Consider the following 21,506-nt stretch of genomic DNA (forward strand, 5'->3'; position numbering starts at 1 on the left):
CGTGCTGAGGAGGAGGAACCCATGCGTGAGGACGAGACGTCCGGTGCGACACCAACGACGACCGATTCGTTTGACACAGTGCGCGTGTCGGCGGTCAAGGAACAGATCGCCGTCGATGTCGCAACGGTCGAAACGGGCGCCGTTCGGGTACGCAAAGTCGTTCATGAAGAAACGCACCCTATCGCGCTGCGCCTGCGAAGCCAGCAGGTCGACGTTCAGCGCATCCCAGTGAACCGGCCTGTGGAGGAGCGCGACGAGCCGCGGCGCGAAGGCGACACGCTCATCATCCCGATCTACGAGTACGTCCCGGTGGTACGCATGCAACTCACATTGAAGGAAGAAGTGCACGTCAAGACGACCGAGATACAAGAAGACGTGATCCATCGCGTGCTGACCCATTCGGAGGAGCTTGTCGTCGAGCGTCGCGACGGTCCTGACGGTCCATGGAAGAAAGACCCGGGCGCCAACTGATGCAACGATCCAAAAATCAAACCGTTCCTCGGTGGTTGCATAAAGTCCTTTGAACCATCCAACTTAAATTCTGGAGAAGCTGAAATGGTACAGACAATTATCGGTATGTTCGACTCGTTTGCAGATGCGGAGCGCGCCCAAAGCCGCTTGGAATCACAAGGCATCGCTCGTACGGACATGGAGGTCCACAGCGCGACCACTGGCGACGCCAACGCAATGAGTGGTGATCCGACCGCGCGGTCCGTAACCAGTGACACGGGTGAAGACCGCCTTCACGACGGACCCGTCAGCGGCATTGAACACTTCTTCAAAAGGTTGTTCGGCGGCAGCGATGAGCCTGAAGAGATTGGGCACTATCATGAAGCGGTTCGACGCGGGGGTGCGTTACTTTCGGTCGACGTCGCCGATGAGACGTCCGTGGAACGCGTCCGGGACGCACTGTATGCCGAAGGCGCCGTTGACATCGATTCGCGTGTCGCACAGTGGCGCAATACTGGCTATACGGCCTATGACCGTAACGCACCGGCCTACACTGCCGATGAGGTAGCGGCGGAACGCGAAGCTTTCCCCGTCGTCCAGGAAAAGCTGGAGGTCGGCAAGCGCGAGGTGCAGACGGGCGGGGTTCGCGTTTATTCGCGCGTGACGGAAACGCCGGTCAGCGAATCCGTCAATCTGCGCGAAGAACGCGCGACCATTGAGCGCCGAGCCGTGGACCGCCCGGCGACAGCGGCCGATCTCAAGGGAGGCTCTGTCGAGATCCGCGAGACGGCTGAAGAGCCGGTGATCGCCAAGACCGCGCGCGTCGTCGAAGAGGTGGTGGTCGGCAAGGAATCATTTACTCGAACCGAAACCGTCAACGATACGGTACGTGGCACCGAAGTGGACGTCGAAAAAACGGCGGGAACAGATGACAGTCCTGCTGTTCGACCCGTTGATAAGCCGCCTCTTTGAACTCATTGAAGGTCGGGGACGGCCCGCGGAACATTTGCGCAGTCCCCTTTGTTTTCGGACTTCATCTGCCCAATGCGCACGCTGCCCGATCGCGATTGCGGCAATAGAGTTTACTTCACGGATTGATGCCACAACACGACTGGTTGGCTCAATGCCCGAACACCCTTTTGGAGGAAGTCATGGCAAACACCGACGGTCTTGAACCGGTCAATTCGCTCGTCACGGAAAAGGCCGACAAGACCTATGAATTTCCGACGAGCGCGAATCACGGCGCCTCTGAGGCAGATACTGCATCGTCCGCAACCGTCGGCGATGGCGATTTCCGGGAAGCATCCCAGTCGTGGGACGCTAAATCATCCGGTGGTGAGGCACGGGCAACCGCGAAAGAAAAGCTCGCTGATATGAAGAGCGTCGTAGTAAAAAACTACAGGGCTGCGAGCGACACGACAGATGATTTCGTGCATGACAATCCCTGGAAGGCAATCGTCATGGCTGGATTAGGGGGCTTAATTGTTGGCATGCTCGTGTCGCGTTAGCCATATGCGAACTTACGCGGGACGCGGCGCGCCCGTCGATCTCTAGCCCGAGTTCGACGAACCAGTCCAGCTAACGCGCCAACTCGAGGAAGCACCGCGCGCCTGTCAGTCACCGGGTGGGCGGCTTGTCCACGTCAGGGGGGGCGTGCCTGCTGATCACGCGGGCGCGCAAGCGGCGTCCAGCAGGTCCAAGCGAGGTTGAACGTCACATAGGTTTCGGGTCACGTTGACGGCGGTACTGTCTCACGTCAGGTCAGCGCCTCGCTCTCGCCCAGCCCTTTGCGTCTGCCTCGCCCTCATGCCGCGCTTCAGCGCGTGTCCACACGATTCACCAGGAACCCGATTGCAGACGGGGACTGACGTTTCGGCCGGACTCGCCCATCACCGCCACGCAGCACCCCGCCTCATCGACGCACGGTGAAGGCGCGCGGCACGGGCATTGCACGGTGCCGCGCATGCCGACACCGAAAGCTACGCCCATGCCGCACGCCAATGACCCCTTGCTCGTCATCTCGCCCCATCTCGACGATGCCGTCTTCAGTTGCGGCGTCGCCATCGCCGGTGCGCCCGATTCGATCGTCTGCACGGTTCTCGCGGGCGTGCCGCACAATGCGCTCGTCACCGACTGGGACGCGCAGTGCGGCTTAACGGACGCGCATCAGGCCATGCACGCGCGCCGCGCCGAAGACGCCGCCGCGCTCGACGTGCTCGGTGCGCGCCCCATCCATCTCGGCTTTCTCGATTCGCAATATGCAGGCGATAGCCCCGCCTCGCACGATGAAATAGTTGCGGCCCTGCTCGATGTGATCCGGGCGACGGCCTGCCGTGCGCTCGTGATTCCGCTGGGTCTCTTTCATTCGGATCACGACCTTGTGCATCGCGCGTGCCGCAAGGCATGGCTCGCCGATCCAACGCTCGCCTGCCTCGCGTATGAGGACGCTTTATATCGGCGCATGGACGGGCTCGTGCAGACGCGCCTTGCCGATCTGGCCGCTTGCGGCATCATCGCGACGCCCGTATCCGAGCGCATCGATACGGCCGCGCTCGTCCGACATCAAGGAGCGAAGCAGCGCGCCGTGAGCCGCTATATTAGCCAACTGAAGGCGTTTGGCCCGAACGGTTACGACGATGTCTTCGCGACAGAGCGCTTCTGGAGCTTGCAGACCGCACGCCATGACCGATGAACGAGTCGTTCTTCCCGACGCGGACCGCGCACGACTCTCCGTCGTCGTGCTGACTTACAACCGTGACGATCAGGTTCTTGACACGCTTGCAAGACTTGCCGCGCTGCCCGATCGCATCGAGATCATCGCGGTAGATAATGCCTCGACCGACGGCACCGCCGAGCGCATCGCGACGAACTTTCCGTTCGTGAAGCTCGTCCTCGCGCCGCGCAATTTGGGCGCGGCCGGCCGCAATCTCGGCGTCGCGCGCGCCGAAACGGAATACGTCGCGTTCTGCGACGACGACACATGGTGGAGCCCCGGCTCACTGTCCCGTGCCGTCGACGTGCTCGATGCCGCGCCGCGCGTTGGCGTGCTGAATGCACGGGTGGTCGTCGGCGAACACGGCGCAATCGATGAAACGTGCGAGCGCATGCGCGATAGTCCGCTCGCGCGCGACGGGCTGCCTGGATCCGCGCTCATCGGCTTCATGGCGGGCGCGTGTGTGTTTCGCACGGACGTCTTCCGGCAAACGGGCGGCTACGAGCCGAGGCTTTTTATCGGCGGAGAAGAGGCGCTCGTCTCGCTCGATGTGCTTGGCGCAGGCCACGAGATCGTCTATATGGATGAGCTTGTGCTTCATCATCATCCTTCTCCGCTGCGCGACAGCGCGCAACGACGCAGGCTGCTCGCACGCAATGCCTCGTGGGTCGCGTGGATGCGTCTGCCGCTGGCCGAAGCGCTGCGTGCCACCCGCGACGCGATCGCTCTCTTGCTCACGGAACCATCGCCGCTGCCTGATCTGAAGGAGTTGATCGCGGGCATCGCATGGGCGCTTCGCAGACGACGCGTGATCGACGAGCGCGTGCAACTCATGCGGCGTCTCGTCCACGACGACGACGCACGCCGCGAAGCCCAGACGCGCGGCGAACGCGCTGTCGGTTCTACACGCGCCACGTAAAAGCGCGCGCGTCGCGCAACGAACCAAACGATATTTGGTTCGTTGCGCGACGAACCGAAAATCGTTTCGTACTTCTGTCGACACTCACAACGAGTGGCACGCCAAATGCTGAATCCGGATGACTGATCCACGCGATTGCGCGTCGCGCGACACGCCGAAGGGGATCGCATAACGGAGAGGCTCTCGTGAAGATCGCTTTGATCAGTGAACATGCATCGCCGCTGGCGATCGCGGGCGGCGTCGACAGCGGCGGCCAGAATATTTACGTGGCCAATGTCGCGCGTCAGCTCGTGCGTATCGGCCACGATGTCGATGTCTTCACGCGCTGCGATCGTTCGCTGCTGCCGCTCATCTCGCGCTTCGAAAACATTCGCGTGATCAACGTGCCGGCCGGGCCGCCCGTGCAGTTGCCGAAGGAACAGCTTCTGCCGCACATGGATGCGTTCGCAAGCTTCATGATCGACTTCATGCAGCAGGAAGCGCATTCGTATGACATCGTGCACGCGAACTTCTTCATGTCGGGTCTCGTCGGCTTGCGCATCAAGGACGCGCTCGGCGTGCCGCTCGTCACCACGTTTCATGCGCTCGGACGCGTGCGGCGATTGCATCAGGGCGAATCGGACGGCTTTCCCGACGCGCGCTTCGATATCGAGGACGAGCTCGTGAAGCGCTCCGACTCGGTGATCGCCGAGTGCCCGCAGGACGAGAACGATCTGCTCCATCTCTACGACGCCGATCCCGCGCGCATCGATCTCGTGCCATGTGGTTTCGATCGCGCGGAATTCCAACCGCTCGACAAGCGCCAGGCGCGCGAGCGGCTCGGCTGGCCCCAGGACCGCTTCATTGTGCTGCAACTGGGGCGCATGGTGCCGCGCAAGGGCATCGACAACGTCGTGCGCGCGCTCGGCGTGTGCCGAGCGGAGCATGACGAAAGCGTCGAGCTTTACGTGGTCGGCGGCAATTCCGACGAAGCCAACGAGATCGCGACACCGGAAATTGGCAGACTGCGCGACACCGCGCGGGAATGCGGCGTGGAAGCGCACGTGCATTTCGCCGGACGTCATGGACGAAGCGATCTGAAGCACTTCTACAACGCCGCCGACGTGTTCGTGACGACGCCCTGGTACGAACCCTTCGGCATCACGCCGCTCGAAGCGATGGCGTGCGGCACGCCCGTGATCGGCGCCGATGTGGGCGGCATCCGCTATTCGGTCGCGCACGGCGAGACGGGTCTGCTCGTGCCGCCCAAGCATCCGGCCGCGCTCGCGCAGGCAATCGTCACACTCAAACGCGACGCGGCACTTGCGCGACGCATGGGCGAAGCGGGCCTCGCGCGCGCGAACGCGATGTTCACGTGGTCGAGCGTCGCACAGGCGCTCGCGCAGGTCTATGCGCGCGTGAGCGGCGCCGAATCGCAGGACGCGGCTCGCGTCGCAATGGGCGGAGGATCGCGATGACGCAAGCGCCACTGTCGCCGCGCGCCGCCGTTTTCATCGACAAGGACGGCACCCTGCTCGACGATGTGCCCTGGAATGTCGATCCGCATCACATGCGCCTTGCGCCCGGTGCGCTCGACGCGTTGCGCGTGTTCGCATCGCATGGCGTGCCGCTGTTCGTCATCAGCAATCAAAGCGGCGTGGCGCTTGGCAAGTTCGAGCGGCATGCACTCGATGAGGTCGAAGCGCGCCTGCAAGCGTTTGCCGCGCAAGCGGGCGCGGCTTTTACGCAAATCTATTGGTGCCCGCATCATCCACGAGGCGTCGTGCCCGAGTACACGCAATCATGCGATTGCCGCAAGCCCGAGCCCGGCATGCTGCTGCGCGCGGCGCGCGAACATGGCATCGATCTCTCGCGAAGCTGGTTCATCGGCGACATACTCGACGATGTCGAGGCGGGCCATCGTGCGGGATGCCGCAGCGTGCTCATCGATAACGGCAACGAGACCGAATGGCTGCGCGGCGAAGGTCGCGAACCGGACATCGTCGTGAAGAACATGCGTGAGGCCGCGATGGCGATCGTCGACGCGGAGTGTCCTGCATGAAACGTGATCCGGTGAATCCGTCGACGCTTCCGCCGGTCGTCGAGGCGCATGCGCGCAAGAGCGCGGCAAGCGAAGCGCGCAACTGGGGCGCGGACGTGAAGCGCATCCTGTGCATTCGTCTCGACAATCTCGGCGACGTGCTGATGACCACGCCCGCATTGCACGCGTTGCGCAGTGCGCAGCCGGGACGGCATCTTACACTGCTCGCGTCGCGTTCCGGCAAGGCGGCCGCGCCTTTCATCGATGCGATCGATGACGTGATCGAATACGACGCGCCCTGGGTCAAGCAGGATGCGCCGATCGATGCACTCGCCGATCTCGCGATGCGTGCGCGCCTCGCCGCATCGCAGTTCGATGCGGCCGTGATCTTCAGCGTCTATAGCCAGAACCCGTTGCCCGCCGCGATGCTGTGTCATCTCGCCGGCATTCCGCTGCGGCTTGCGCATTGCCGCGAGAATCCGTATGGCCTTCTAACCGATTGGGTGCAGGAAACCGAGCCGCAGCACGGCACGCGGCATGAAGTGGAACGTCAACTCGCACTCGTCGCGCGAGTCGGCGCACGCACAACCGATACGCGAATGCGTTTCGACGTGCGTCCCGACGATGCCGCGTCGCTCGCACAAAAGCTCGGCACGCGCGGCGTCGATCTGCATGCGCCATTCATCGTCGTGCATCCGGGCGCGACCGCTGCATCGCGTCGATATCCGACCGGACGCTTTGCGCAAGTCATCGAACGTCTCGGCACGCAATTGCAATGGCCGATGCTCGTGACGGGCTCGCCGAGCGAAAGCGCGCTATGCCGCGAAGCATGCGGAGATAGCGCACATGCAATCGATCTCTCGGGCGCGTTGGAACTCGGCGAACTCGCGGCGCTCATCGAGCATGCGCGCGTGCTGCTGTCGAACAACAGTGGGCCGGTGCATCTCGCATCGGCGCTCAGCACGCCTGTCGTCGATCTCTACGCGCTCACGAATCCGCAGCACATGCCGTGGCAAACGCCGCATCGCGTGCTTTATCACGATGTGCCCTGCCGCTGGTGTTATCGCAGCGTGTGTCCCGAAGGTCATCACGCGTGCCTCGTTCAGGTCGGCGTGGACGAGGTCGTGTCCGCCGTGCTTGAACTCTCCGAAAACGCATCGCTCATCAACCCGACCATACAGGCCAGCTAGTCATGTACACATTGGGAATCAATGCGGTCTATCACGACAGCGCCGCGGCGCTCGTCAAGGATGGCGTCGTTATCGCGGCCGCCGAAGACGAGCGTTTCACGCATGTGAAGCATGCGAAGCGCCCCGTGCCATTCTCGACATGGCAGCTTCCTTTCGACGCCATCGACTATTGCCTCAAGGAAGCGGGCATCGAACTCGCCGATATCGATCACATTGCGTATTCGTACGATCCGCATCTCTTCTCGGGCATGCGGAAGGACGCGAAAGCGAGCATCGCCTTGCCGATGATGCCGTCGGCGCAAACGCTGAGCAACCCGTCCGAATCGCCGTGGGACCCGCTGTTTCTAAGCTATATCGTCAACGCGAAAGACCAGTTGCTCGACGGCGCGCCGCATCATCTCAAGCGTCGTTTCACAAGCGGCGGACGCGCGCCGCGCTTCGCCTGGCATAACGTCGATCATCATCTGTGTCATGAAGCGAGCGCCTTCTTAGCAGCGCCTTTCGACGACACCGCCGTGCTTACGATGGACGGACGCGGCGAAGGCGTGACGACGAGCCTCGGCCAATTCGTCAACGGCGAATACAAGCGTCTCAAGCAAGTGGAATTGCCGCATTCGCTCGGCTTGCTGTATGAAGCCGTGACGGGCTATCTCGGCTTCCTGCATTCATCGGATGAGTACAAGGTGATGGCGCTGGCGTCGTTCGGCAAGCCCGCGTATGTCGATCAATTCGGTGAAATCGTGAAGTATCGGCATGACGGAAGTTATACCGTCGATGCGCCGCGTCTCGTTGAACGTTTCGGTCCCGCGCGCGAACGCGGCGGGCCGCTTACGCAGCATCACTTCGATATCGCGCATTCGCTGCAAGCCGTGCTCGAAGAAACCGCGCTGGAACTCGCGAAGTGGCTGCATGAAAAGACGGTGCTGCCGAATCTCGCGATGGCGGGCGGCGTCGCGCTCAATTGCGTGATGAACGCGCGCGTTCGCGATCGCGGTCCGTTCGATGAAGTGTGGGTCCAGCCCGCGGCAGGCGACGCCGGCACTGCACTGGGCGCCGCGCTGTGGACGGATTATCAGGAACGCGCGAAGGCGGGCGCCCGTGGCCGCAAGTGGCGCATGGATCACGCGTATCTCGGTCCCGAATTCGGCGATGACGAAATCGAAGCGTTCCTGAAATGGGCGCGCGCGCCGTATCGCAAGCTCACGAATATCGCCGAAGAAACGGCGGAGATTCTCGCGCAGAATCGCGTGATCGGCTGGTATCAGGGCCGCACGGAGTTCGGCCCGCGTGCGCTCGGCGCGCGTTCAATTCTCGCATCGCCGATTCACGCGGACATGCAGGCGCGTCTGAACGAGATCAAGGATCGCGAAGACTTCCGCCCCGTCGCGCCAGTCGTGATGGAAGAGCACGCGGCCGACTGGTTCGTCGATGCGCGCGTCGCGCCGTTCATGCTGTTCGTCTTCGATGTGCGCGAAGAGATGAAAGCGCGTATTCCGGCGGTCACGCATATCGATGGCACCGCGCGGGTGCAGACCGTCAATCGCGAGCAGCATCCGCTCTACTACGATCTGCTCGCGGCGTTCAAGCTACGCACGGGCGTGCCGGTGCTCGTCAACACGTCGTTCAACACGCGTGGCGAGCCAATGGTGAATACGCCGCGCGATGCGCTCGAATCGTTCTGGACGTCGCCGCTCGATGCGCTCGTCATCGGCTCGTTCCTTATCGAAAAACCGGGCGCCCGAGCATGAGCACGTACGCGGGTCTCTTCGAGAACGACGAGATGAGCGCGATGGATGCGCCCGCTCTGCCACGCGACGATTTCATTCCGGATGTGTCCGTGGTCGTCCCGACGTATCGCCGTCCCGCGATGCTCGAACGCTGCGTGCGCGCGCTCGCTGAGCAGGCGTACGATGCGGCGCGTTACGAGATCGTCGTGTGCGACGACGGCCCCGACGAAGCCACGAAAGCATGCGTACTGCGTCTCGCTGCATCGTATGCGCAGCACGGCCCGAAGATCCGCTACCTGCCGGTGACGGGGAGCCAAGGTCCGGCAGGCGCGCGCAATGCGGGCTGGCGCGCATCGCTCGCACGACGCATCGCCTTCACCGACGACGACACCATTCCCGATCCGCAATGGCTCGTCAACGGCGTGCGCGCGCTCGATGATGGCGCGGACGCGGTATCGGGCCGCATCGTCGTGCCGCTGCCCGATCGTCCGACCGATTACGAACTCGACGCCGCCGGACTCGCGAACGCGGAGTTCGCCACCGCGAATGCATTCGCGACACGCGCGGCGCTCGAACGCACGGGCGGTTTCGATGCGCGCTTTACATCGGCATGGCGCGAGGACTCCGACCTGCAATTCGCGTTGATGCGCGCGGGACTCAAGATCGCTCGCGCGGAAGACGCGATGGTGCTGCATCCCGTACGCCCCGCGCGCTGGGGCGTGTGCATTTCGCAGCAGAAGAAGAGTCAGTTCGACGCGCTGCTCTACAAGAAGCATCCCGCGCTCTATCGTGAGCGCATCCGGCGCGCTCCGCCGCTTCTCTACTATGCGATGCTCGCGGCGCTGGTCGTCGTGATCGTGTCGCTGATCGCGGATGCGCCGCGCATCGCCGCGATGACTGCGATTGCATGGATCGCGATGACGTTATGGTTCGCCGTGCAGCGATTGAAGACGACATCGCGCACGCCCGCGCATATCGCCGAAATGTTGTGGACGTCGGCGATCATTCCGTATTTGTCGATCTACTGGCGCATTCGCGGCGCGTTCAAGTTCAAGGTGTTCTTTCCATGATCGAACGCATCGTGATCTTTCGCGCGCTGCAACTCGGCGACATGCTGTGCGCCGTGCCCGCGTTGCGCGCATTGCGGCGTGCTTATCCGCAAGCGCATATCGCGCTCGTCGGCTTGCCGTGGGCGAAAAGCTTCATCGAACGATACGCGCATCTGCTCGATGAACTGATCGTGTTTCCGGGCGCGATCGGCTTTCCCGAACAGGAAGAGACCGACGCGCATCTGCCCGCATTTCTAGGGGCTCTGAGCGAACGCCGCTTCGATCTCGCGATCCAGTTGCACGGCAGCGGCGGCGTGGCGAACGATATCGTCGACGGAATGGGGGCGCGGTTGAACGCAGGCTTTCTCAAGCCCGATGAACGCATGCGCGAAGGCGCGTTCATGCCGTGGCCCGACGATTTGCCCGAGCCCGCGCGCTATACCGTGTTGATGCAACGTCTCGGCATCGACGCGGATGTACTCGATCTCGAGATTCCCCTGACCGATGACGACATACGCGAATGCGATGCGCTCATCGACACCTGTGCGATCGATTGCGACAGGCTCGTGCTCGTTCATCCCGGCGCACAGTTGCCTTCACGCCGATGGCCCGTCGAACGCTTCGGCGAAGTGGCGCGTACGTTGTCTCAAGCGGGATGGCAGATCGCGGTCACGGGCGGCGCGGGCGAAGCGTCGCTGACCGCTCGCGCCGCGCACGATGCCGGCGCGCAGGCGATAGATCTCGCCGGACGCACGTCGCTGGGCGCGCTGGCCGCGCTCGTCGCGAGGGCGCGGCTCATCATTTGCAACGACACGGGGCTTTCGCATGTCGCCGCGGCGATGCGCACGCCGAGTGTCGTCATCGCATCCGGAAGCGATACGCGCCGCTGGGCGCCGCTCGATCATGCGCGTCATCGCGTGCTCGCGGACTGGCCCGCGTGCCGGCCCTGCGCGTTTCGCGAGTGTCCCTACGGCCACGAATGCGCGCTCAACGTGAGCGCGCCCGTCGTGATCGATGCCGCCTTCGCACAACTCGCACACACCCTTCGAGAGGAGACGCTTCTTCATGCCCACGACTAGTTCCCGGCGCTTGCGTGTGCTCACGTGGCATATCCACGGCAATTATCTGTATTACCTGAGCCAGGCGCCGCACGACTTCTATCTGGTCACGCGTCCCGCTTATCCGCCGGGATATGCGGGCACGGCCGGCGCGTTGCCGTTCGGCGCGAACGTGCATGAGATTCCGGCAAGCGAAGTGCCGTCGCAATCGTTCGATGTCGTGCTCTTTCAGCACAGGCGTCAATGGGACGACGATCGGCTCAACCTGCTCACCGATGCGCAACGGCGCTTGCCGCGCGTCTATATCGAGCATGATCCGCCGCAGGAAAACGCGTTCGAGCAGAAGCATTGGGTGCAGGAACGCGACACGCTGCTCGTGCATGTCACGCACTTCAACCGATTGATGTGGGATAGCGGCGAGACGCCGACGCGCGTCATCGAGCATGGCGTGATCGTGCCGGACGACGTGCGTTATAGCGGCGAACTGGAGCGCGGCATCGCAGTGATCAATCATCTGCGCCAGCGCGGCAGGCGCCTCGGCAACGATGTCTATGCACAAGCCGCCGCGCGTGTACCGCTCGACCTCGTCGGCATGGATGCGCAGTCGGCGGGCGGCATCGGCGAAATCGGCAATCTGGAGTTGGCGGCTTTCGCTGCACGTTATCGCTTCTTCTTCAATCCGATTCGCTGGACGAGCCTCGGGCTGGCCATCGTCGAGGCCATGACCATAGGCATGCCGATCGTCGGACTCGCGACGACCGAGCTATCCACCGTGATCCGCAACGGCGAAAGCGGCTTCATCCATACCGATACGGAGGCGCTCATCGGTGCGATGCAGCACCTGCTGCGCGATCCCGCCGAAGCGCGGCGTCTCGGCGAAGGCGCGCGGCGAACCGCGCTCGAACGCTTTCATATCGACCGTTTCGCCCGCGAGTGGGACGAGGCTTTGCGCTACGTATGCAGCTAGCAGATCAATCAGACAGGACATGACGACATGAGAGAAGCGTATAGAAAGCGGATTCTGGTGACGGGCGGCGCGGGCTTTCTCGGCTCGCATCTGTGCGAGCGGCTGCTGGCGCTGGGTCATGACGTGCTGTGCGTCGATAACTTCTACACCGGCACGAAGGACAACATCGCGCATCTGCTTGATAGCCCGAACTTCGAATTGATGCGTCACGACGTGACGTTTCCGCTCTATGTGGAAGTCGACGAAATCTATAACCTTGCGTGCCCGGCTTCGCCGATTCATTACCAGCACGATCCCGTGCAGACGACGAAGACGAGCGTGCACGGCGCGATCAACATGCTCGGGCTTGCGAAGCGGGTTCACGCGCGAATCTTCCAGGCATCGACGAGCGAAGTGTATGGCGATGCGCACGTGCATCCGCAGCGGGAAGCGTATTGGGGCAACGTGAATCCGATCGGCCCGCGATCGTGTTATGACGAAGGCAAGCGCTGCGCGGAAACGCTCTTCATGGATTATCGGCGGCAGCATGGCCTTTCGATCAAGATCGCGCGCATCTTCAACACGTACGGGCCGCGCATGCATCCATCGGATGGGCGCGTGGTGTCCAACTTCGTGATGCAGGCGCTTTCCGGCGAGCCGATCACCGTGTATGGCGAAGGCACGCAGACGCGCTCGTTCTGCTATGTCGACGACATGATCGATGCGTTCATTCGCCTCATGAACACGCCCGAGGAATTTACCGGGCCGGTGAATCTGGGGAACCCGCATGAACTGTCGATGCTCGATATCGCGCGGCGCATCGTTGAGCTGACAGGGTCGTCGTCGGAGATCGTGTTCAAGCCTCTGCCGATGGATGATCCGTGGCATCGTCAACCGGATATTTCGATGGCGCGCGAGGTGTTGGGTTGGATACCTACGACCGCGCTCGATGAAGGGCTCACGCGGACAGTGCGGCATTTTCGCGCGGTAACCGAGGCCATGCAAGCGCGCAGCGCTCAGTGCCGTCAGGCCATGGCGTAAGCGCCCCCGCCGGTCCGCGACAAGGCGTACGCGCACGGCAATCGAGGTATGTCGATTGCTCGAATGGGACAGCAGGACAGTGCTGAAGGAGCAGGCCATGCAAAACGAACCATCTGATCCCGTCGAACGTGCGGACGAGCGCCGAAAGGCGCTTGGTGAAGGTGATGTGAAGGAAAAGCGCGACGGCACCATCGAACAGCGTGAGCACGGCAACATCGACCCGAGTCTCGTGCCAAAGGGAAAGGACCATCCCGAGGAAGGCTCGTACGTCCCCGAGCACGATCATGTCGATCCCGACCTCAAACCCGCGAGCCGCAGCGGCAGACCGGGAAAGGCCAACACGGATGCCTAGGCTCACGACAGCGCGGCCGCCGTTACAGGAAAACCGCCCGAGGCGTCCGTGAAAGCACTCATCTGGCACTGCTAGAAGGACATTCAATACGACACGGGTCTCCGCGCATCGAGCAGGGCCGCGATGCGATTATCGAGGTATCGATCTGCGGCTCGGATTTCATTTTGGTCGACGGCTTCATGCCCGGCATGAAACCCGGCGGCGTCATGCGGCACGAATTCATCGGGAAGTAGTTGAAGTTGGCCAAGACAACACGGCGCTAAAAATCGACGATCGCGTGGTCGTGCCGTTCACGATCATCTGTGGCGAATGCGACCAGTGCAAGCAATGCGACTTCTCGGTCTAAACGTTCGAACGGGTACAAGGACGCCGCCGCTAAGCTGTTCAGCCATGCCGGCCCGGCGCGATCGCGGCGAATACCGCGTTTCCGCTCGCATCGTTCGCGTTGACGTCGATCGGCGCGCGCGCCTTCGCGCACTGTCTGCGGCCCGCTTCCGCGCGCCGCAGATATCGCGTCGCCCCTCACGGTTCGCGCGCCGTGCCGTTCACCTCGACGATATGAACCGGAATCGACTTCGCGCCGGGCACCTTGCTTTCCTTCGCGCAGTGCCATAGTGGCAACAGCGGATTGCACTCGGGAAAATAACCGGCGATGCATCCCTGCGGTATGTCGTACGGCTGGATGCGCAGACCCGCGACGCGCCGCTCGAAGCCATCGTCGACGATGGTCTGCAACGTTATGCGGTCGTCCTTTCGCAGGCCGTGACGCGTCATGTCGGCCTCGCACATGAAGATCACCATGCGATCGCCGCTCACGCCGCGAAAGCGATCGTCGAGGCTGTAGATCGTCGTGTTGAACTGACTGTCGCTGCGCATGGTCATGAGCCGCAGCGATCGCGGCTCGCGCTCGGGCATGTCGGGATCTTCGCCGAGCGTTTCAGGCACGGCGAATTCCGCCTTGCCGCTCTTCGTTTTCCATTTGCGTTCGCGCGCCGGCAAATTGCGCGGAAATCCGCCGGGACTCCACATTCTTTCGTTGAAGTCGTGAAAGGTCTCGGGATAGGTCTTCGCGATCTCGTCGCGCACCAGCGCATAGTCGTCGCGCCAGCGATCCCAGTCGATGGTCGAGCGCTCGCCGAGCGTATGCTTCGCCAGCTCTGCGACGATATACGGCTCGGAACGCGCATCGGCCGATGCGGGCTCGGCCACGCCGCGCGAGCCGTGAATGCAGCCGGTGCTGTCTTCCATCGATACGGCCTGGGCGCCGCTCGCCTGCGTATCGATTTCGATGCGGCTCAGGCACGGCAGGATGTACGACTTCTTGCCGTGAACGAGATGACTGCGATTGAGCTTCGTCGCGACATTGACCACGAGTTCCAGTTCGCGCCATGCCGGTTCGATGCGCAAGCGGTCCGGCACCGAACGCACGAGATTGCCGCCTAGATTGATGACCGCGCTGACTCGGCCGTCGAGCATCGCTTCGAAGGCTTCGACGATATTCATGCCCTTCTCGCGCGGCGGCTCGAAGTTGAACTGGCTCGCGAGCTTGTCGAGCGGCGCGAGTTCCGGCTTCTCCGTGATGCCGACCGTTCGCTGCCCTTGCACGTTCGAATGCCCGCGCACCGGCGACGGCCCCGCGCCGGGCTTGCCGATATTTCCGCGCAGAAAGAGCAGATTGCACAGCATGCGGACGTTCTGCACGCCTTGCCGATGTTGCGTGATGCCCATGCCGTAGTGCGCCATCACCGCCTTTGCGCGCATGTATTCCGCGGCTGCCGCTTCAAGATCGGCGCGCGGAAGTCCCGCCACGCGCTCGATATCGTCCCAGGACGCGGCGCGCACATGATCCGCGAAGGCTTCGAAGCCGATCGTATGCGTCTCGATGAACGCGACATCGAGCACGCGCGGTTCGCCGAGTTCCATCGCGCGGTCGTCGGCGTGAATGACGGCCTTGCAGATGCCGAGCATCGCGGCCGTGTCGCCGCCCGTCTTCACCTGATGATATTGCGTGCTGATCACCGTATGCGCCGGTGTCATCATCTCGAGGGGAGATTGCGGATTGGCGAACTTGATAAGCCCCGGCTCGCGCAAGGGATTGAACGTGATGATCGGCACCCCGCGCTTTCTCGCGTCCTGTAGCTGATGCAGCATGCGCGGACTGTTGGTGCCGACGTTCTGCCCGAAGAAGAACATGAGATCGGTCTTCTCGAAGTCCTCGAGCTTGATGGTGCCCACGCCTACGCCGATCGCCGCCTTCAATCCGACGCTCGTGCTTTCGTGACACATGTTCGAGCTGTCGGGCAAATTGTTGGTGCCGTACATGCGCGCGAAAAGCTGGTACATGTACGACGTTTCGAGCGACGCGCGCCCCGACGCATAGAAGACAACGCGCTTCGGATCGAGCGCGCGCAACTCACGGCCGATGTCCTCGAACGCTTCCTGCCACGTGACGCTGACGTACTTGTCGCTCGCGGCGTCGTATCGCAAGGGCGCGGTGAGACGCCCGGCGTCCTCGAGATCGTGGTCGTGCCATGCGCATAGTTCCGTCACCGTGTGAAGCTCGAAAAACTGCGGCGTCATGCGTTTCGCGGTGAGATCCCAGGCGGTCGCCTTCGCGCCGCTTTCGCAGAACTCGAACGTGTGCGGATCGGCTGGTTTCGCCCATGAGCAACTGACGCAGGCGAAGCCATCGGGCTTGTTCTGCTTCAGCAGGACCGTGGTTTCCTTCAACGGCACCTTTTCCTGGATGAGCGCGCCTGCGACCGCCTTCAGCGATCCCCATCCGCCCGACGAATACGGGTATACGGCGCTCTTGCGAACGCCGTTGTCTGATTCGGCCATGTCCTTTGCCTCGCACGTGTTCGATGTGTTTGCACCACGCAGCAGCAACTGACGTTCCCTTTCGGGCGGCCTTCAGCAGCACAACCGACGCCGCGATTGCCCTCATCGATTGGCACGGATGGGGCCGATATCGCGTCGATGGTCGAGAACACTTCACCATTCGACCATGCCGCCCGCCATCAACGAACGCTCAGTCATCGCCGCGCATCACGTGCTCGATGTCCCGCTCTCGGAGTGAAGCACGAAGCGGGTCGCGAGGAGCGCTGTGTTTCACGATGAGATGCGTCAGCGAGACGCGCGTCGCGCCAACGCGGCAATCGCAAACCCAGCGGCTAGCGCGACATAGGTCATCACCAGCGAGCGCTTAGACAAATGCTTCTCGAAACCCGGCGTGAAGCGTTTCGGCACGACGTGGTAGTCGACCACATAGGCGATGAGCGCGGTCGCCACGGCAGCGCTTACGATTCGCGCGGGACGGCTCCGCCGATCGCACAGCGCTTCGAACAGCACGCCCCAGAACACCGCGCTGCCCATGTGGATCGTCGCCCCGAGCGCCGTGTATCTGATGCTCGGCGTTTCCTGCGACGTTGCGTCCGGCCATAGGCAGTGCGCCACGGCGTTCAGCGCGGCGTAGGGCGCATGACCCGCGCGAAGCGCACCGGTCGTTGCCACCGACGCCGATGCAAGTCCCGCTGTCGAACCTGAGCAGAGAGAGCGGACGATCCGATTATGAAATTGCTGTTTCATACGTTGCTTTCCTCTTTCTGCGTAATTATCCACGGCGCCCTCGCGCCGCTAGCGTCCTCGAATCGCATACAGCCGCGTTGGCAGCGCGATGGGACTCTGCGGATCGAACCAGCTCATTTCGGGAATGCGTGAATCGGTGACGTAGATCGTGCCGTCGGCGCCTTCCGAGAACGTGTCGGGCCAGACGAGTGCGCGGTCCCGTAGCAGCGTGTCGAACCGGTCGCCCTCACGCACGCGAATCGCGTGATGTTCGACCGACGAAACATAGAGACGTCCGCGCTCGTCAAACCATAGCCCGTCCGCAGGTCCATCGATCCCGACGACTTCCACGCGCGCCGCGACCTGTTGCGGGCTCAGTTGCGCGTTCTGCAGCGCGTCGGTTGCGATGCGATAAAGCGTCTTGCCCTTCACCGCCTGCCAATAGAGATAGCGTCCGTCGGGGGTCAGCGCGATGCCGTCCGCCGAGAAGCTCACGCGCCTGCCGTCCGTCTGTTGCAGCGGCTTGCCGTCGACCTTCACGGTGACGGTCTTGTCCGCCTGCGTGCTTGGATCACCGTCGAGCAGGCGTCGTGCGCCGCCCGACGCCGTATCGACCACGACGATCGCGCCGCGCACGCCGGAATCGGTGATATAGACGAATCGCCCGTCCGGACTGATGCGCACGTCGTTGAGATAGCTCCCTTGAGGCGCGACGGTTTCATCGAACGCGTAGACCTGTGCGACGTGGTTCGACGCGAGATCGATCCGCACGAGCTTCGGCGCGCCCGGCACGACGAGCGACTGTGCCGGTGCACCGGGATCGATCACCCAAAGGTTGCCATGCTTGTCCGCTACGACGGACTGCACGCATACCCAATGATCCTGTGGCGCGACTTCGTCGCGGCGCGCGTTGCGCCAGCTATTCCATTCGGAATCGGGATAAGGACGCAGATCGCCCGACGCTCCGAGCTCCGCGACGGAAACGGGCGCATCCTCCGTCCAGCGCGGAAAGTTGACGAACTTGCGGCCGTCCGGCGTGACCGTCACGCCAGTGACCTGATGTTCAAACGTGGCGACGAGCTGAAGCTGCGGACCGCCACCTCGGGCATGATTGTCGTGCTTGTCCGGGCTCTCCTGGGCAATGCCTGCTTGAGCGAAGGCGGCGAGGCTCAGCGTGAGCAAGAGGATTCGGCCCAGCGGTGTGGAGATTGGCGCCATGATCGGCTCCGATGGTGACAATGCGCGATCTCAGCAATCGTGGTGCCAGATCGTTCACAATTCTGCTTGTCTTTGCGTTGACCGACCGATTGACGCGCGACGCTTCATCGGCTCGGCACGGAGGGCGTCGATATCGCGCGGAGGACTGAGGCCGCCTCGCCATCCGACCACGTCGCGATGCCGCGTATCGCGAGCACACTCAGGCGCTGCCTTCCTTGGTCCACTATAGAATCCTGCGCATCGCGTCTTCGATCTCGTCCGTTTCGCGGCACCATCCACGGGCTCGCTCGGGGGATCGGAGATCACGCCAAAACACCGCTAGATTCCTTGGGTGTCTCGTCAACGGCCGGGACGTGCGTCACCTTCCGCTGGACAAACTCGAACGCGAGGCGTTGGCGCATTGATGGTCATCGACGATTGCATTAGCGCGATGGACCGCCAAAGGACTCTTTTTCGAGACGTTCTCGTAGCCGTTCAGCATCGAACGGCGCCTGTACTTTTTGATCGTTGTCGAAATAACAGAATACATCGCGCGATGCACGACTGCGCGGCTTGTGCGCCGCGATAAGGCGGGCATCCTCGGCCTGCGTTCCCTTTGCCCAGCACATGATGCGGTGCGTCCATGCGTTAAGCGCCTCGTCAGTGTATGCGCCGCTGTAAAGGGTTTCCGTACCGTGCAAGCGCATATAAACGAAATCGACGGTCAAATCTTCCGCGTACGGCCAGCCAGCCGTGGAGTCTGATACGACCAGCGCCGCGCCGTGTTTGCGCAGTAATCGTACGAAGGTCTCGTCAAGAAAGCTCGGATGTCGAATTTCTACGGCGTGCCTCAACACTCGCTTTTTCCTCGGCGCATCGAACCACGGTTCCTTTACTCGCGTGTCGTGCTGCTGAGCGAAGGCCGCAGCGCTGGCCGCATCCTTCGGCAAGAGTGCTAGGAAGCGCTCGAAGTCGGCCACATGAAATGCGAAGCTCGGCGGAAACTGCCAGAGAAACGGGCCGAGCTTTTCGCCAAGGCCCAGTACGCCAGAGGCGAAGAAATTTGCCATCGCAGGGATGGCCGTTTCGTCGCGAAAGCGCAGCATGTGGGTGAGATAGCGAGGACCCTTTACGCTGAAAACGAAATCGTCGGGCGTCGCGTCATGCCATGCACGCCAACTCGATGCGCGTTGCAGGGAGTAATGCGAGCCGTTGATTTCAATGCTCTGCACCCGGCGCGACGCAAATTCGAGTTCGCGCGCCTGCGGGAGTTTCTGCGGATAGAAGACACCGCGCCAGCCCGCGTACCGCCAGCCCGAGATGCCGATTCGCACGCGGCCTGTCATGACCCGGGCTCGTACGCACTTTCATGCGGTAGCTGCGCATTCGTGCGGACTGGGCAGCCGTCGCGGATATGGAAGCAATCGCTCATGATTAGCTCTCTCCAAGAGTTTGTTCCCTCCCTGTATGAACTATGCACGCTTCTGCGCAGGAAGCGGGTCAGCCGATGTCCCTGTGTCTCGCGCACATAGCGCCGCGCCGCAGCGACCAGCGGCACGCCCGCGACCCCTATGAGCGCCGCGCGCGCACTAGCAGGATGGGTATGCGCATCGGCGTAGAAGCGGCGTTCGCGGACCCGACCGTGTCGTCCAGACCGTTCGCTCAGGCCTGTCACGCTCTCATAGAGCGCATCGCCGTCGCGCCGGGGCTCGCTCGTAAGCTGCGACTTCACGCCGCGCCGGCTCATCATGGCGTCGTACGCTCGCGGCGCCGAGCGCCCGGACCAGGCCATGCCGCGCGACGCGCTACCCGCATAGACGTCGCGCGGCGGATGAGCCACGGCGTGCAATACACAAGCATCAGCCTGGCGCCGCGTCTGGCCGCGGTGCGTCCAGTGACGAGCCCTATTCGGCTCGTCGCGCCCGTGATGACGATGACCTGTTCGTCGAGAGGTTTGAGCCTGATTCGCATGGTGGACTCGCTGTCGGAGAGGCAATAATGCGCTAAAGCATTGCGCGTTCCTCACGCGCCATCGGCTGGCGCGGCCGCGTCGATGGTCGACATCCCGCGTACCCACGGGTTCGGGTCGGACAACGCTCAAGGCGCGGTGCGGCGCCGCACTCTGCATCGAATAGAGAGCAAGCCTCGCACCTTTGGAGGAACGTCGACTTTGCGATCCTGCACGGCGCGCTCGAACTGCGAAAGACAGCAAAGATCAAAGGACAAGTCCTGGCTGCCTAAAGCAGCGATGCTCAGTGGTTCGCTGCTCCGCTCATGTTGCGGCGAACACAATTGCGACGGTGTGCCACGCCCACCCAACAAATCAGGCTCAGCCACTTTCTTCATACATAAACAGAGCCGCTACTGTTTGCTAGTCAAGGCGCCTGCGCCTACCTAGTCAATGGCCACCATACTGAAGGTAGCTCCGGGTTGCCGAAGCTCGATTTCCCACTCTGCATCCGAAGCGGATGCACGATGACGACCATCGCATTTGAACCTTCTTTTGTCAGCATTGTTCTCGGAATGTATCCGGCCCATAGGTCGGGCGCCGGTCATACTCAAGGGAGCAGTCGTTGCACATAGCAGCGCCGATGCGGCTTCCCTACGCTTCGCTGAATCGACGAAAAAGCCGCTCACAGCATGACTGTCGGCTCGCATTTTGAGATTAACTTCGAGGAACCTCAACTACCGCTCATGTCCCCTGGCAGGTTGACGCTCACGCGGCATCGCCGGACGATCTCTCGTTCGTGGCTTCTCTATAAAGTGTGATTCGCAGACTGTCGACACGGCGCTTTTGAAGATCGTCTGGATACTCGTCGGCGACTGCAATGCAAGAACGTATTTCTCAAACGACATCAACTGGCCGGTCAGTTTGATCCCGTTCACCAGAAAACCCAAACGACTTCCCGTTCGCGCATGACGGCATTTAGAAAATCAGCTTGGATGTCGTTCGCATCGGTGAGCATGATGGCACACCCCAGTCGTTTATCTCGCCAACGGCGCCGTGGTTCGTTGCGCCGCCGAACGACGCAGCCTCTATGCTCGTCCCCGGTGAGTAGCGCGCCGCGGCCTCGAGCATGTGCCGACGCTCCGCCCGCACATAAATCGACGTCGTCTGCAACGACGCGTGACCCGCCGAACAGGCTCGACCTTTGGCGCTGTAGCGGCGAGCGCGCCATGAAAACTCAAGAACGCGGCTAATTGAAACGTCTGCACCCTATCTGGCATGAAAAATGCGGCAAGGACAAACTTTTGTCCAGCAGGTATTCGCACACCG

19 protein-coding genes and 2 pseudogenes are annotated in these 21,506 nt (G+C 62.4%); 15 read left to right on the forward strand and 6 right to left on the reverse strand.

From position 1 onward, the window contains the following. The first annotated feature begins 21 nt into the window (after positions 1–21). From AWB76_RS11320 to AWB76_RS40110, 15 genes and pseudogenes are all read left to right on the forward strand, one after another. Positions 22–471, forward strand: coding sequence for a YsnF/AvaK domain-containing protein (locus tag AWB76_RS11320; RefSeq protein WP_061160250.1), 450 nt, complete (start codon positions 22–24; stop codon positions 469–471). 84 nt (positions 472–555) lie between these two features. Further along, positions 556–1,422, forward strand: coding sequence for a YsnF/AvaK domain-containing protein (locus tag AWB76_RS11325; RefSeq protein WP_061160251.1), 867 nt, complete (start codon positions 556–558; stop codon positions 1,420–1,422). A 179-nt stretch (positions 1,423–1,601) separates the two neighbouring features. Beyond that, positions 1,602–1,958, forward strand: a complete 357-nt coding sequence (locus tag AWB76_RS11330; protein ID WP_082852718.1) for an ElaB/YgaM/YqjD family protein — start codon at positions 1,602–1,604, stop codon at positions 1,956–1,958. 455 nt (positions 1,959–2,413) lie between these two features. After that, positions 2,414–3,142 carry a PIG-L deacetylase family protein gene (locus AWB76_RS11335; protein WP_244173313.1) on the forward strand — a complete coding sequence of 243 codons (729 nt, stop codon included), beginning with the start codon at positions 2,414–2,416 and terminating at the stop codon, positions 3,140–3,142. After that, a complete protein-coding gene (locus AWB76_RS11340) occupies positions 3,132–4,082 on the forward strand; it encodes a glycosyltransferase family 2 protein (RefSeq protein WP_061160253.1) in 951 nt (316 codons plus the stop codon). Before AWB76_RS11335 ends, AWB76_RS11340 begins: the two co-directional genes overlap by 11 nt. A 185-nt stretch (positions 4,083–4,267) precedes the next feature. After that, on the forward strand, positions 4,268–5,539 hold the full coding sequence (locus AWB76_RS11345) for a glycosyltransferase family 4 protein (RefSeq protein ID WP_061160254.1): 1,272 nt from the start codon (positions 4,268–4,270) through the stop codon (positions 5,537–5,539). Continuing rightward, positions 5,536–6,123: a D-glycero-alpha-D-manno-heptose-1,7-bisphosphate 7-phosphatase gene (locus tag AWB76_RS11350; protein ID WP_061160255.1), complete on the forward strand. Its 588-nt coding sequence runs from the start codon at positions 5,536–5,538 to the stop codon at positions 6,121–6,123. Before AWB76_RS11345 ends, AWB76_RS11350 begins: the two co-directional genes overlap by 4 nt. Then, on the forward strand, positions 6,120–7,292 hold the full coding sequence (locus AWB76_RS11355; RefSeq protein ID WP_096031288.1) for a glycosyltransferase family 9 protein: 1,173 nt from the start codon (positions 6,120–6,122) through the stop codon (positions 7,290–7,292). Before AWB76_RS11350 ends, AWB76_RS11355 begins: the two co-directional genes overlap by 4 nt. Before the next feature lie 2 nt (positions 7,293–7,294). Further along, positions 7,295–9,040, forward strand: coding sequence for a carbamoyltransferase family protein (locus tag AWB76_RS11360; RefSeq protein ID WP_061160256.1), 1,746 nt, complete (start codon positions 7,295–7,297; stop codon positions 9,038–9,040). Between the two features lie 32 nt (positions 9,041–9,072). After that, on the forward strand, positions 9,073–10,089 hold the full coding sequence (locus AWB76_RS11365) for a glycosyltransferase family 2 protein (protein WP_244173329.1): 1,017 nt from the start codon (positions 9,073–9,075) through the stop codon (positions 10,087–10,089). After that, complete coding sequence (locus tag AWB76_RS11370; protein WP_061160258.1) at positions 10,086–11,147, forward strand: glycosyltransferase family 9 protein; 1,062 nt, start codon at positions 10,086–10,088, stop codon at positions 11,145–11,147. Before AWB76_RS11365 ends, AWB76_RS11370 begins: the two co-directional genes overlap by 4 nt. After that, positions 11,134–12,093, forward strand: a complete 960-nt coding sequence (locus AWB76_RS11375) for a glycosyltransferase family 4 protein (RefSeq protein WP_061160259.1) — start codon at positions 11,134–11,136, stop codon at positions 12,091–12,093. The genes AWB76_RS11370 and AWB76_RS11375 overlap by 14 nt, the downstream gene beginning before the upstream one ends. A gap of 27 nt (positions 12,094–12,120) precedes the next feature. Beyond that, positions 12,121–13,113 (forward strand): UDP-glucuronic acid decarboxylase family protein, encoded by a 993-nt coding sequence (locus AWB76_RS11380; RefSeq protein ID WP_061160260.1) that lies wholly within the window; start codon positions 12,121–12,123, stop codon positions 13,111–13,113. Positions 13,114–13,210: 97 nt separating this feature from the next. Beyond that, positions 13,211–13,465 (forward strand): hypothetical protein, encoded by a 255-nt coding sequence (locus AWB76_RS11385; RefSeq protein ID WP_061160386.1) that lies wholly within the window; start codon positions 13,211–13,213, stop codon positions 13,463–13,465. Positions 13,466–13,527: 62 nt separating this feature from the next. Beyond that, positions 13,528–13,857: pseudogene (locus AWB76_RS40110) on the forward strand (alcohol dehydrogenase catalytic domain-containing protein); the annotation flags it as partial. Between the two features lie 130 nt (positions 13,858–13,987). On the opposite strand, the gene AWB76_RS11395 reads toward AWB76_RS40110, so the two are convergent. The 6 genes and pseudogenes from AWB76_RS11395 to AWB76_RS43030 form a co-directional block, all read right to left on the reverse strand. Beyond that, the gene (locus AWB76_RS11395; protein ID WP_061160262.1) at positions 13,988–16,306 is read right to left on the reverse strand and encodes an FdhF/YdeP family oxidoreductase; all 2,319 of its coding nucleotides are present in this window, start codon (positions 16,304–16,306) and stop codon (positions 13,988–13,990) included. Between the two features lie 285 nt (positions 16,307–16,591). Continuing rightward, on the reverse strand, positions 16,592–16,978 hold the full coding sequence (locus AWB76_RS11400; RefSeq protein ID WP_341844987.1) for a hypothetical protein: 387 nt from the start codon (positions 16,976–16,978) through the stop codon (positions 16,592–16,594). Between the two features lie 123 nt (positions 16,979–17,101). Then, positions 17,102–18,250: an SMP-30/gluconolactonase/LRE family protein gene (locus tag AWB76_RS11405; protein WP_061160264.1), complete on the reverse strand. Its 1,149-nt coding sequence runs from the start codon at positions 18,248–18,250 to the stop codon at positions 17,102–17,104. Positions 18,251–18,672: 422 nt separating this feature from the next. Beyond that, positions 18,673–19,575, reverse strand: a complete 903-nt coding sequence (locus AWB76_RS11410; RefSeq protein ID WP_061160265.1) for a DUF72 domain-containing protein — start codon at positions 19,573–19,575, stop codon at positions 18,673–18,675. 505 nt (positions 19,576–20,080) lie between these two features. Then, a pseudogene (locus tag AWB76_RS42865) lies at positions 20,081–20,200 on the reverse strand (SDR family oxidoreductase); the annotation flags it as partial. Positions 20,201–20,914: 714 nt separating this feature from the next. Next, positions 20,915–21,085 carry a hypothetical protein gene (locus AWB76_RS43030; protein WP_374729925.1) on the reverse strand — a complete coding sequence of 57 codons (171 nt, stop codon included), beginning with the start codon at positions 21,083–21,085 and terminating at the stop codon, positions 20,915–20,917. Positions 21,086–21,506 lie beyond the last annotated feature (421 nt).

Origin of the sequence: Caballeronia temeraria (assembly GCF_001544795.2) — a bacterium.
Taxonomy (GTDB): Bacteria; Pseudomonadota; Gammaproteobacteria; order Burkholderiales; family Burkholderiaceae; genus Caballeronia; species Caballeronia temeraria.